The sequence below is a fragment of the Wolbachia endosymbiont (group A) of Melitta haemorrhoidalis genome, from assembly GCF_964273365.1.
GTDB classification, from domain to species: domain Bacteria; phylum Pseudomonadota; class Alphaproteobacteria; order Rickettsiales; family Anaplasmataceae; genus Wolbachia; species Wolbachia pipientis.
Map to the genome: position 1 here is coordinate 221480 of NZ_OZ187004.1, position 13214 is coordinate 234693.

Here is a 13214-nt window from a genome sequence, read left to right on the forward strand (position 1 = left end):
GGTTGTCCGGAAACTAGTAAATTCAAGCATATTCCCTCTTTAACATAACCCTACTCATAGCTAGGTATATGAAATTCTCAGTGGATGTTGTGAGTAAATCATACTCCTTCGATAGCCTTCTATTCCTATTAACCCAAGCAAAAGTCCTTTCTACAACCCATCTTCTTGGCTGTACTTTAAACCCTTGTTCTCTTGTTGGTAGTAGCTCAGGTGGCGTATCTTTGTGCACCCAAAATCTACATGGAGGCCTTTTAACAATTTCAATATCTATGTCATATTCTTCCTTTATGTGATTCTTTAAATTTCTTCCTTGGTATCCCATGTCAGCCCACATTTTTTTAACTTTAGTATATTTTGTTCTCATATTGTTTAATGCTATTTTAATACCATCTCTATCATTTTCGTTAGCAGCGCCTACGTAACAACCTAGTATAAAACCCTGAGTGTCTGTAATTATATGCCTTTTTCTACCCTTTACTTTTTTACTTCCATCATAGCCTTTGATCCCCCCTTTTCTGTAGTCTTTACAGATTGACTATCTACTATACAGGCACTCGGCTGCTCATTCCTTCCTATTTTTCTTCTACTATATTTTGTAATTTCATAATTCATTTTCTCAAAAATTCCCTGCTTCTTCCATTGCCTGAACTGCTCATACACAGTCTTCCATAGCGGAAAATCATTTGGTAAATACCGCCATTGACACCCTGTACGCAATACATAGAAAATTGCTTCTAATATTTCTTTTTTGCTATACTTTGGCGGCCTTCCTCCTTTCTTGTATGATACTCTGAAGTGTTTTTCTATTCTTGCCCATTCCCTTTCGCTTAGATCTGTTGGATACTTTTTTCTCATCTTTACCCCGTACTAAAATTTCAGATATTATAGCCTTTTACTTGTTTCCGGACAACCTCTAATATGGAAGATATCGAAATTGCTATAGACAGTACAGGAATTAGTATATACAACAACACTCCTGGTCACAGCAAGGAAAATAGCACTGACAGAAAATATCGTGGCTATGAGCAAACGAGAAAATTGCACGTAATGTTGAATATAAACAACAAAAAAGCCATAGCTGTAAAATACAGTAACGGTGTCTACTCTGATCACTATGGAGCTTGTGATTTGCTAAAAGAAGTTGATTTTCAGCATGCCATAAAAGCACTATATGCAGATAGAGCATGTGATAGGCACAAGTTTTATAAGTTGTGTAACGAATATGATATAAAGACAAAAATTCCACCAATAAACAATGCGGCAGAACATCCAGAAATAGATTATATGTCTGACAGGAATGCTGCTATTAGGTTAATAAAATTATACGGTGAAGATGGCATGAAAGAATGGAAAAAAGAAGTAAATTATGGGAAAAGATCTTATATTGAAGGGTTTTTCTCAAGATTAAAGCAAATATTCGGATTTAGTTTTAGGAATAAATCTGAGATAAATCGAGAAAAAGAACTAAATGCTATTTGCTTAATAAATTCACTGATATTGGTATGGCTAAATTTGAGATAGTTACATGAATTTACCATAAATCACCATCTCATAAAGTGTGATGCAACAAAGCCATCCCAGTGTCTGGGCACTGGGATGACACCCTTTTGGATGGAAACCAGTGTCAGGTACTCGGATGACACCATTTACAACCACTCTCCTACCCTTTCTAGCTGTTTATAGCTGTTAAATCTCAGGAATTTATCAAAATATGGAGAGGCAATAAAGGGTGTGGAATTACTTAAATAGTTAGATAAAAAACCAGGCAGATCATTTTTTAATTCTTGCATTTTGTATCTATAATTTTGTATAGAAATAACTTTTATTTTATCATAATCAAGTTTCCAATAAGCAAGTTCTGAGACTTCTCTTTTTGTTATATGTTCTACCGCTAAGGCTTGTAAAATTAATTGCGGAAAAAATCCCGACATTACTTCTTCATTGGAAGGTGGTGTACCAAGCTTATAGTCTATAATTGCCACTTGCCCACTTGGTAGATACTCAACTCTATCACATCTTGCTATCAGTGAAATTTCTTGTGGCTTATTTGTCATCCAAGCAGTTTCATACTGATCACAAGAACCAGTGTCACGCGCTGGAATATGAAATATCGGACAGGAAAAGTTCTTTTCCAACTCAACATAATTGCTTCGAGTTTCATCAAATTCGACAAAAGATTGAATTATCCTTTGCAGTCTTACCCACCACATATTTGAAAAATTAAACTGACTAGTCGAGAATGCTTTTCGTGCAATGCTCATTGGCGATTTTTTGTTGCGTAAATATCTTGCAAGAATGTTGTGTACCATAGTGCCAAATTCCAATATCGATGGCTTGAAATTCAAGTCTCTTAATTGTTTAAGACCCAGTATATATTCAACGTAAAATGAATAAGGATTACGAATTAGCTTTTCTATTGCACTGCAAGACATCACCTGCATTTTTTCTTTTCTAACTTCGGTTTGAGGTTTTGGCATAGGCTGAGTACATGGAACAGTACATTCAGGCGTATTTAATATCCTTAGCCAATCACGATACGGCTGCTTCCCCTCCTTGAGTAGAATTTCCAAACGCTGCAATAGAATTGGCTTTCTATGGCTTAGCGATCTTGTAATATAAACCTTACTTGCACAAAACAAATTGTGTAAAGTATAAAAAAAATACCCCTGCTCTTCTTGCGCAGAAGGAAGATTAAATTTTTCTCTCGTAAGTGCATTCAAAAGCGGACTTTGAAAGCTTGGCGCTTCATTAAATCCAGCAAGTATTACAACTTTGTTGTGATATAAGCTGAATTTATTCAAGTCACTTGCTACAAAGAAAAACTCTTTCTCTAAAAATAAGGTCAGAATTTGGCTATATAACTCTAAGGAGCATTTAATTCCTACACCCTCACATGCATTTGAGAAATTACAGGTAAAATTACCTATTTCACTATTTAGCTCTGAAAAATTTATACCAGATAATATATTAATACACTGCAAATGAGTTGCTACCACATCGAAAATAGAGCAATTTATAGAACGAAGTAAAGGATTAAATATAACCTCTAACTTACTGATAATAAGTAATATATCTTCTTTGTATTTTAGCTTTTTATGGGCATTGATAGCATTTATAATATCGCTCAGACCATTTGTACTAAAGTTGCGTAATATCTCTATTTCAAATTCAGATAAAATCCGAGTGTACTCTTCTTGAGTGTAACCAAAAGTCACTAGCCTATGTTTAAGGAGCGAAAGTAATGACACACTGCTCCAATTTGAGGTCAAAACTTCGATACTATAAAGCAGAAGCGTTATATAAGGGTAATTTTCCGGTATGGCACTGTGTTGCCTTGATAAACATGCTATACGAGCTGCAAGTAATTTATCAAAGACGACCAAAGAAATGTTTTCATAACCTTCATTTTCTATAATTAATGATGTCACTTGTGCTTCTTCCTCTCTGGAATCACAAGTGATGACTTCAATATTGCCAACATGTCCACTACTAACTTTGCTTAGATCGGCAGTTGTATCAAAGACGTAATCTAGATATTCCTCAGGACTTCCTGTTATCCCAGCCCTTTCTTCTGTCATCCAAGTAGCTGACACTGGGATCCAGTTTTCATTATACAGCCACCTGGTGCGCTCATTTAAAGTTAAGTTTTCTGGATCCCAGTGTCTGGGCACTGGAGAACACGCTTCTGGCAGAAAACTAACATCCCTTCTATCCACTTTTAAATAATCGAGCAGATCTTTCAGGCAATATTGATAATGTTTTTTATCAAGCGATTTCCAGTCTTTCTCTTTAATTTTCAAATTCAAGTTAGGCAAAATTATTTTTCCAAATGGCAGATCATATATAGCCCTAATTAACGACTTATCCTTTCCAATTCCAACAAAGATTATATATTGGTCTTTTTGTAAAGAGATTATCATATTGTTTATGTAATCACTCTTATGTTTTAATATATCTACTACTTCTAAATCTTTTAAAGTTTTACTCCAAGTCTCAGTGAGTAAGCTTATGAAATTCTCTATTTTTTTTGAATGTTCATCAAATTGATAACAATCCGTTGTTTGGGTAGATTGAATTTTATCAAGCAGTGATGGCAGGCTATAAGCTAAATCAATTGGAAAATTATCATTATTTTTTCTATTCCACTCCAATATGAATTGAATGAGTAGCAGTGTCCTTTTTGTTGGCTTGATAACTTTAACCCTATCAAGATTTAATATTAAATCTTCCTCATCAATATTCTCTAGCGAAACTATCTCTGGCAAAATTATGCATTTTTTAGCGTTATGATTCTTGAATGCACTCAGCAGCGCTATCACATCCCTCTTGCAAGGAAGTATGATTTTTACTTCAGGAATTTTTTCTCTTTCATATTCAGAAAATATGTGCTGAACCAGCACATCAAAAAGAGATTCATCCACATTAACGGTAAAAACTCTTCCCACTAACAGTAACAATTAATACAATATTTTATTGTATAGAAATTATTCAAAATATAAACGTGCTTGTATGCTATTATATATTAAAATTTTTTATAACATTACATGGCAAACATTAGAATAGAAGTTTTAAATAAATGCGAGCAAATTGGCCGCAGATGGTTAGTCAACGTTTACTCGATTTACATACGCAAAGGATTACCATCCAAATTATATGAAGAAATTTGCGGGCTATTTTATAATAAAGTCATACAAGACTGCCGTTATTATTCCTACAATGAAAACCTTGAAGAAGTTCCGTATGATTTCATAGAACCACAAGCAAAGTGGGGCTTGGAAATAAGCTTCCTACCTGGCATGACCGATAATGTAGGCAACACAGTGAAACAAATTGTTAGAGAGTATTTAATAAGCAAAGGCTATATCGACCAGCCTGTCATCCCAGCCCCTTCTTTTGTCATCCCAGTGCTTGACACTGGGATCCAGAAAGAGAAAACGCAGATTCCAGCGTCACGCGCTGGAATGACACCAATTGAGATCAAAGCAAGAAGTTCAAAATTGATTCTAAGTCAAGGAGATTTACCAACCGAAGATGATATAAAACAAGAGTTCAACCCCATCACTGAGTATTGCACACTTATCTGTAAAGAAAATAATAACTATAGCTGGAAATATTATGGTAAATATAAGTCATTAAATACCCACTCCGGTGTCATTCCAGCGCGTGACCAGGAAAAAAAAGAATGGATCCCAGTGTCAAGCACTGGGATGACAGAAAAAAAGGCTGGGATGACAAAAGAGAGCACTGGAGTGATATCAAGTAGTAATGGGGCTAAATCTGTTGATTTAAATGTAAGTGACCAAGAACTTGAGAAAATCAGCAGAGATGGAATCGATGGTAATGGCACTTTAGGGCTCTCGCTGGCAGCAATGAAAGCTATAAAGGATTACTTTAAAAAACTTGGTAGAAATCCATATGATATTGAACTTGAGTCTCTGGCACAGACTTGGTCTGAACATTGTAAACACAATATTTTTTGCTCCCCTATTGATGAAATAAAAGACGGTCTATATGCTCATTATATTAAGCGTGCAACGCGTGAGATAAATTCTGACATATGCGTGTCAGTTTTCTCCGACAACGCAGGAGGAATAATTTTTGATGACGATTACTTGATTGTAGATAAAGTTGAAACTCACAATAGCCCTTCAGCTCTTGATCCATTTGGTGGAGCAATGACCGGAGTGCTTGGAGTTAATCGCGATATAGTGGGTTTCGGGAAAGGCGCAGAGCCTATAATGAATACCTATTACTTTTGCTTTGCCAAAGAAGCAAAAGGCAAATTTTATAGGGATAAAGAGCGCACTGATGAGATCTTACCGCCAAAATATATAATGAAAGAAGTGATTCACGGTGTTAATGTTGCTGGTAATTGCTCTGGTATTCCAACACAACTTGGATCGGTATATTTCGACGATAGATTTTGTGGCAAGCCATTAGTTTTTGTCGGAAGCATTGGAATTATTCCACGCAATATAAATAATGCACCTTCACACATTAAAGGACCAAAAAATGGCGATAAGATTGTAATTATTGGCGGAAGAGTTGGAAGAGATGGAATTCACGGTGCAACGTTCTCTTCAGAGGCTTTATCGGGAAATAGCCCTTCAACAATTGTGCAAATTGGTGACCCTATAACACAAAAAAAATTATCCAATGCCGTCATAAAAGCAAGAGATCTTGATCTTTATAATGCAATAACGGATAACGGAGCAGGTGGGCTGTCGTCGTCTATTGGTGAAATGGGAAAAGACGGATTTGAAGTTGATTTGAGCAAGGTTCTCCTTAAAAACGATGGTATGGCTCCGTGGGAAATATGGATATCAGAATCACAAGAGAGAATGACCTTAGCAGTGCCAGAAGAAAATCTCCCTATGTTCAAGCAAATCATGAAAAAACATGATGTGGAGGTTTGTGTGATTGGAGAGTTTAATGAGAGTGGTAAAGCTGTTGTTAAATGTCCTGAAGGGAAAGTAATAATGGACATCGAAACTGAATTTCTGCATGACGGTAATCCCAAAGTGCATTTACAAACAAAGCCGTGGTCTAAGGAGCCTGCTGTCATTCCAGCACACAACACAGTAAATCAAGAGACTGAACTAAAAGAAATGCTAAGCAGACCAAACATACGCAGCAAAGAGTTTATAGTGGTGCAATATGACCATGAGGTTCAAGGATCGTCAATACTGAAACCACTGCAAGGCAAAGGAAGAGTGTGCAGTGAAGCTGTTGTCTCAAGGCCTGTTCTTTCTTCAAATAAAGGTGTTGTAAAATCGCAAGGATTTGGCTCAAGTTATGGAGAAATTGACACCTACCACATGGCAGCATGTGCAATTGACACCGCGATACGCAACTATGTAGCCGCAGGAGGAAATATAAATCATCTAGCGTTGCTCGACAATTTTTGCTGGTGTGATGCTTATAATCCAGAAAGGTTGTGGCAACTAAAGAAAGCTGCAGAGGCTTGTTACGACTTCGCAACTGCATTTAAAACACCATTCATATCCGGAAAAGACAGTATGTTCAATGACTTCAAGGGATATGATGAAAATGGCGAGAAAGTGATAATCTCTGCACCACCTTCATTACTCATCTCAGCAATTGGAATTATAGAAAATATTGAAAATGCGGTATCGCTTGATGTAAAAATGCCAGGGGACTTGATATATGTGCTTGGAGAAACACTTGATGAACTTGGTAGATCTGAATATCAGTTATATAGTGGAATAGGTAATAACAACGTACCAAAAGTTGATGCAAAGAGCGCTAGGAAGTTGTATGAGCGTTACAACCAGGCAATAAAAGATGGCATAATTGCCTCTGCAATTGCACCAAACTTAGGCGGATTAGTTATTGCTCTGGCAAAATCGCTAATTGCAGGAGACCTTGGTGCTGAAATCGATCTTTCACTAGTGCCAATAGGAAAAATACAAAATACAGACATAATAAACAAGATAATAATGTTTTCTGAATCGCAAAGTAGAATTTTGGTTACTATTGCACCACAAAATCAGAAGAGGTTTGAAGAATTGTTTGAAGGTGCAGTTTATTCATGTATTGGCAAAGTAACAGAGAAAAAGGTGCTAAACATAAAGGATGTTTTAAAAGTAGATCTGAAAGATGTGGCATGCTAATATAAAATATTTTTCTTATTATGCTAAATAACTCTTTTACTATATGTAATGTTTATTTAGAATGAATGTATGTTATTAATTTTGGGTAGGTAATTATGTCTATTTTATCGATACTCCTGTTTATCAGTCTTTCTTTACTCAACACTTCAAATAAATTGATGATATGTGCTGCCTTATTTGTGGGAGCTGCTTTAGTTGTAAATTCAATGGTTGAATTTTATGGCAGAAGCAAAGCTACGTACAACTTAATAGTGTGTACAGCGCTATGTTGTGTTTTTAAATGGCAAAGTTTTAATTTGATGATATTGATTTCATATACTGCAATTTTAGTATCTCTTCTCTCAAGCATAATTATTTTTGAAAAATTGAAGTCCAAGTTGAATTTTCATATGGCAAATTTCATTACTTTAATTATAGCATCAGTGGTTGATAGTGCCGTTGTATGTGTTGGATTACTATACAAATTTTCTGCAGGTAAATGCTTATCAATATACATTAGAGATTTAATTTTTAAGTTTTCTTATGTGTCAGTATTGAGCATCTGCTTGTTTGTAGGAATGTATTTATTTTGCTTGGCGAACAAGAAGTATTTTAAGATTTCCACATAACCTGTTTTCTGATATAGCTAAACTGACTTTGGGTCCTGGGGGTGTATTTGGTGGTCCTAATACGTAACAACAGTTTAGAATTTATAGGTAGCCTAAACCCACAACTGTACAAACACTATGATTTTAGCCTATCAGGGGGGTGTCATTCCAGTGCCCAGACACTGGAATCCAGAAAAAAGAATGGTGTCATCCCAGTGCTTGACACATAGCTGTACGAACATTCATTTTTGAAGGTAAATTGCACAGCAAATGGTGTCATTCCAGTCTGGAATCCAGAAATTTTGCTTATAACTGAGCTGATGAGCTAAAGGTAGTTGTCTTACGCTAAAACAAACGTTTTTAATTAAGTTGCATAGAACCAGTGTCTGGGCACTGGCCCACTGGTGGGAATTGCTCCTAAACTACAACGTTCGTACAGCTATGTGCTTGACACTGGGATGACATCATAGAGGCACTGGCCTACTTAACCGTCATACCGTCGCGGTATCTCAGCCGCTAACAAGTAGCGGAATGACGATTTATCAAACGCTGCTTAATTTTCCGTAACAGTTGAAAAAATCAATAGAAAATCAATATATCACTATAAATTCACGTATTTTGAGGCTATAATGGTTAATACGCTATATGGTATAATATGGACGATTTTATCAGAGTTAAGGGCGCAAGGGAACATAATCTGCAAGGTGTAGACGTCAATATACCGAAAAATAAGCTAGTTGTTATAACTGGGCTAAGTGGTTCTGGCAAGTCTAGCCTTGCATTTGATACGATTTATGCAGAAGGCCAACGCCGGTACGTTGAAAGCCTGTCAGCTTACGCGCGTCAATTTCTCAACATTCAGGATAAACCAGATGTTGAGTCGATTACAGGTCTCTCTCCTGCAATATCTATCAACCAGAAATCGATCTCAAAAAATCCAAGGTCAACAGTTGGAACTGTTACCGAAATTTACGATTACTTGCGCTTAGTATATGCACGAATAGGAGTTCCTTATTCACCTGCAACTGGATTACCAATAACAAAACAAACGGTGTCTCAAATTGTAGATACTATAATTGCGTTACCTTTAGAAACTAAGATATATATACTTGCCCCTGTTGTGCGTGGTAGAAAGGGAGAACATCTTAAAGAGATATTGGAAATTAAAAGACAAGGTTACGTAAGGTTCAAAATAGATGGTGAAGTGTACAATGTAGATGACTTGCCTAAACTCGATAAGAACAAGAAACACGACATTTTTGTGGTTGCAGATAGAATATCAATATTGGGCGATATAGGAAATCGACTGCCAAGTAGTATAGAATCCGCACTAAAACTTGGTAATGGTCTAATGTATGTAGAAATAGTAAACCTACCTGACAACCATAATTCCGAGTATAAAAATGGTCAAATTCTGACTTTTTCAGAGAATTTTGCATGCCCCGAGTCTGGTTTCACTCTTGAGGAAATAGAACCAAGATTATTTTCTTTTAACAGCCCTTACGGTGCATGTGGTTCGTGTAATGGGCTTGGTAAAAAGCTGGCTATTGATGTGAAGCTGATAGTGCCAGATGAAACTCTTTCAATATCTGAAGGCGCTTTAAAGCCAGTGGGATCAATGTTCCGTCAAGTGCACACAGGTTATGGATTTTTAAAAAGTGCAATTCTATCACTGGCTGAAAATTGTAAATTTAGCCTTGATGTTCCGTGGAAGAACATAGATCAAGAAGTAAAAGATATGATACTCTTTGGCTTCGGTAAATTTCAAGGTTTGGTCAGTATCTTAGAAAACCAGATGGATTATGATGAAACGCTTGTTGAGCGATATTGCTCTGTTACTCACTGCAGAGAATGCACTGGCTATAGATTGAGAAAAGAAGCGCTTACAGTAAAAATTGATAGCAAACATATAGGTGAAATATCAGGGCTTAGTATCGATGAATCCCTTAAGTGGTTTGAAAATTTGCCAGACAAGCTCACAGAACAACAGAAGCAAATCTCAAATAAAATACTAAGTGAAATAATCAAGAGGCTAACATTTTTAAAGAATGTAGGGTTGAATTACCTAACGCTTGATCGAGAATCTAGCACTCTCTCTGGCGGCGAGAGTCAGAGGATCAGACTTGCTTCGCAAATTGGCTCAGGATTAACGGGGGTTTTATATGTTCTTGATGAACCCTCGATTGGCCTTCATCAATGTGATAATGATCGGTTAATTGCCACACTAAAAAACTTAAGAGACATGGGTAACACTGTAATCGTTGTTGAGCATGATGAAGATACAATAATGGCTGCTGATTATGCGATTGATATTGGTCCTGGAGCTGGCGTAAATGGTGGAAAAGTTGTTGCAGAAGGAACACCAGACCAGGTGCAAAGAAATTCGGGGAGCATAACAGGGCAATATTTGAGTGGAGAGAAAAAAATTTTAATTCCAAGGAGAAGAAAGCAAGCAACTCAGTTCATAAAAGTAATAAATGCATGTGAAAATAACTTAAAAAATGTGAACGTTAAATTTCCTATAGGGAATCTTATTTGTGTTACTGGAATATCAGGAGGGGGAAAATCAAGTTTAGTCATAGAAACGTTATATAAATATTCAGCACATAAGATACATCATTCGTCTGCAAGGTATGGTCAGTGTGATAGAATAGAAGGCCTTGAATATATAGATAAAGTTATAGAAGTTGATCAGTCGCCAATTGGTAGAACTCCTGCGTCAAATCCAGCAACATATGTTGGTATGTTCACTCATATAAGAAATTGGTTTGCAGGTCTTTCGGAGTCAAAAGCAAGGGGATATAATATAGGCCGGTTTTCATTTAATACCAGAGGGGGAAGGTGTGAGGCTTGTAAAGGTGATGGGCACTTAAAGATAGAGATGCATTTTCTACCGGACGTTTATGTGAAGTGTGAGCAATGTAAAGGGCGAAGGTATAATCGGGAAACATTGGAAGTTACTTATAAAGAAAAATCAATCTCTGATGTCCTTGATATGACGATAGATCAAGCTTGTGATTTTTTTGAAAACCTTCCAATGGTAAAAGAAAAGTTGATTTCTTTGCAGGAAGTGGGGCTTGGCTATATAAAACTCGGACAGTCGTCAACAACGTTGTCTGGGGGTGAAGCACAACGAATAAAGCTGTCCAAGGAGCTATCAAAACGATTTACCGGAAGAACATTGTATATTCTTGATGAGCCAACAACTGGATTACACTTTGAAGATATAAATAACTTACTAAAAATACTCCATAGATTAGTCGATCTGGGAAACACTGTTATAGTTATCGAGCACAATTTGCACGTTATAAAAACTGCAGATTATATAATAGACATCGGACCAGAGGGCGGAATAAAAGGCGGAGAAGTGATTGCTACTGGAACTCCAGAAGAAGTGGTAAAAATTCCAGAAAGTGTTACAGGCAGGTATCTTAAAACGTATTTATTATAAACTATTTCTTAATTATATTAGGCTAGGTTGCATATTTATGATTTGGAGATAAGAATGTCAGTATATCGATACTTTAGAAGGTACGTTGAATATGGAGTTGTACCTGCTAAGAAAGCAGAAGATAACACACTAGTTCCAGAAAATAGTTTCTATAAATCTGTACGTTACGTTGATAATGTGCTAGGACCTGTGAAAGATGTAATTTGTGGAGTTGAGAGTAAAGACAATTATAACAAGTATTATCAAGATAATGATAAATGTGAATACGTGGGCCACAGAGCAGAGGGAGTGTATTCATTGTGTACACTGGGTGCTGTTTTAGCAGCCAACATAATATTGCAACCTTTATTTTTGATAGTGGCATGTTTGTCATACTTTCCAGTCAAGTGATTGTCAAAAATAACAGGGGACTATTGTTTAAAAGCAAGTACAAAGTCATTAGTTGATCATTCAAATGCATTTTTAAGTGCTGGGCAAGATTGTGCTAATGCAGTAGCTAGAGTATTTAACAAGATTGTAAGTTATGCTTGCGCTGCTATCGTTTGGGCTGCCGCGTCAATCATAACGCCACTTGTGTGGGCTTGTGACAAAGTGCAAAGTAAGTTGAGTGAAATACAGGAACCAGAAAAATATCAGCGTTTATCTACTGAGTTATAAGTTCTGCTTTTTCAGCAGTGGCTTAGTTTGAACTATATTGAGATGAAATAAAAAGTGAAAGAGTGTAAGCACAAGTTACTTTAGCTATACTATATAAATTTTATAATATATTTAATGAGTTGTGAACCTTCTCTTACTAAAAAAAGCTACAAATCTCATATTTCCAAGCGTATGCGTAAGTTGCGAATGTATCATTGATGAAAATCTTAATCTGTGTAGTGAATGCAACAAAAAAATCAATTTTCTAACTAAGCATTACTGCAATGTTTGTGGCGTAGTAATCTCAGACAATATTTATACGTGTGGTAAGTGCATCATCAATCCTCCACCGTTTAAAGTATTAAGATCAGTTTTTGCTTATGATCAACATAGTAGAAACATGATTATAAATTTCAAATTTTTTGATAATTTGAATTACGTAAAAATCTATGCAAAGTGGATACACCAAGCTAATCAGGATACATTTCAGAACGCAGAGATCATAATTCCTATACCGTTACATAAAATGCGCTTGTTTAAACGTAAATATAATCAAGCAGCACTGCTTGCAAAAGAATTGAGTAAGTTGTCCAATTTATCCTATACGCCATTTGCAATAAAACGCCTTCGCCATACTGCGCCTCAAGCTGGTCTTTCACTTAAACAGCGTGAAAAAAATTTAAAGAAGGCTTTTAAAACAAGCAACAAGAAAATTATCGAAAATAAAATCGTGATATTAGTTGATGATGTGGTAACAACCGGAGCAACTGTAAGATCTTGCTCTCAGGAAATTTTAAACTCCGGTGCAAAAGAAGTGAGAGTGCTATCACTTGCAAGAACGGTGAATGATTGGACCTCTTGCATAAAAAATTAGCAGTCAGTATCATCCAAGTAGCTTGACTACTT

At 36.2% G+C, this 13214-nt stretch carries 10 protein-coding genes; 7 read left to right on the forward strand and 3 right to left on the reverse strand.

What is annotated here, in order from left to right; genetic code table 11:
- Positions 1 to 22: 22 nt before the first annotated feature.
- Positions 23 to 855, reverse strand: a protein-coding gene (locus ACICPZ_RS01125; RefSeq protein ID WP_209472412.1) for an IS5-like element ISWpi1 family transposase whose coding sequence is annotated in 2 segments (ribosomal slippage) — positions 23 to 486 and positions 486 to 855 — 834 coding nt in all. Because the reading frame shifts where the segments join, the coding sequence is not laid out codon by codon here.
- A gap of 63 nt (positions 856 to 918) precedes the next feature.
- Here ACICPZ_RS01125 and ACICPZ_RS01130 point away from each other — a divergent pair.
- The gene (locus ACICPZ_RS01130) at positions 919 to 1521 is read left to right on the forward strand and encodes a transposase (RefSeq protein ID WP_209472971.1); all 603 of its coding nucleotides are present in this window, start codon (positions 919 to 921) and stop codon (positions 1519 to 1521) included.
- 20 nt (positions 1522 to 1541) lie between these two features.
- Here ACICPZ_RS01130 and ACICPZ_RS01135 read toward each other — a convergent pair whose 3' ends face one another.
- Complete coding sequence (locus ACICPZ_RS01135; protein ID WP_264374083.1) at positions 1542 to 1643, reverse strand: splicing factor 3B subunit 2; 102 nt, start codon at positions 1641 to 1643, stop codon at positions 1542 to 1544.
- Positions 1644 to 1646: 3 nt separating this feature from the next.
- The gene (locus ACICPZ_RS01140; protein ID WP_264329429.1) at positions 1647 to 4445 is read right to left on the reverse strand and encodes a WPE palindromic element domain-containing protein; all 2799 of its coding nucleotides are present in this window, start codon (positions 4443 to 4445) and stop codon (positions 1647 to 1649) included.
- 99 nt (positions 4446 to 4544) lie between these two features.
- On the opposite strand from ACICPZ_RS01140, the gene ACICPZ_RS01145 reads away from it, so the two are divergent.
- The 6 genes from ACICPZ_RS01145 to ACICPZ_RS01170 all read left to right on the forward strand — a co-directional run bounded on the left by ACICPZ_RS01145 (position 4545) and on the right by ACICPZ_RS01170 (position 13182).
- Positions 4545 to 7634, forward strand: coding sequence for a phosphoribosylformylglycinamidine synthase subunit PurL (locus ACICPZ_RS01145; protein ID WP_264374082.1), 3090 nt, complete (start codon positions 4545 to 4547; stop codon positions 7632 to 7634).
- Between the two features lie 95 nt (positions 7635 to 7729).
- Positions 7730 to 8242, forward strand: coding sequence for a hypothetical protein (locus ACICPZ_RS01150; protein WP_006279733.1), 513 nt, complete (start codon positions 7730 to 7732; stop codon positions 8240 to 8242).
- Positions 8243 to 8876: 634 nt separating this feature from the next.
- Positions 8877 to 11672, forward strand: coding sequence for an excinuclease ABC subunit UvrA (uvrA, locus tag ACICPZ_RS01155; protein ID WP_264373775.1), 2796 nt, complete (start codon positions 8877 to 8879; stop codon positions 11670 to 11672).
- Between the two features lie 54 nt (positions 11673 to 11726).
- Positions 11727 to 12062 (forward strand): hypothetical protein, encoded by a 336-nt coding sequence (locus ACICPZ_RS01160; protein ID WP_264373774.1) that lies wholly within the window; start codon positions 11727 to 11729, stop codon positions 12060 to 12062.
- Complete coding sequence (locus tag ACICPZ_RS01165) at positions 12063 to 12329, forward strand: hypothetical protein (protein WP_244663111.1); 267 nt, start codon at positions 12063 to 12065, stop codon at positions 12327 to 12329. It abuts the gene before it with no gap.
- A gap of 121 nt (positions 12330 to 12450) precedes the next feature.
- Positions 12451 to 13182, forward strand: coding sequence for a ComF family protein (locus ACICPZ_RS01170; protein ID WP_155969427.1), 732 nt, complete (start codon positions 12451 to 12453; stop codon positions 13180 to 13182).
- Positions 13183 to 13214 lie beyond the last annotated feature (32 nt).

Coding starts and splice junctions, on each gene's coding strand:
- ACICPZ_RS01160 (WP_264373774.1), top strand. CDS start 11,727: ATGTCAGTATATCGATACTTTAGAAGGTACGTTGAATATGGAGTTGTA.
- ACICPZ_RS01130 (WP_209472971.1), top strand. CDS start 919: ATGGAAGATATCGAAATTGCTATAGACAGTACAGGAATTAGTATATAC.
- uvrA (WP_264373775.1), top strand. CDS start 8,877: ATGGACGATTTTATCAGAGTTAAGGGCGCAAGGGAACATAATCTGCAA.
- ACICPZ_RS01145 (WP_264374082.1), top strand. CDS start 4,545: ATGGCAAACATTAGAATAGAAGTTTTAAATAAATGCGAGCAAATTGGC.
- ACICPZ_RS01150 (WP_006279733.1), top strand. CDS start 7,730: ATGTCTATTTTATCGATACTCCTGTTTATCAGTCTTTCTTTACTCAAC.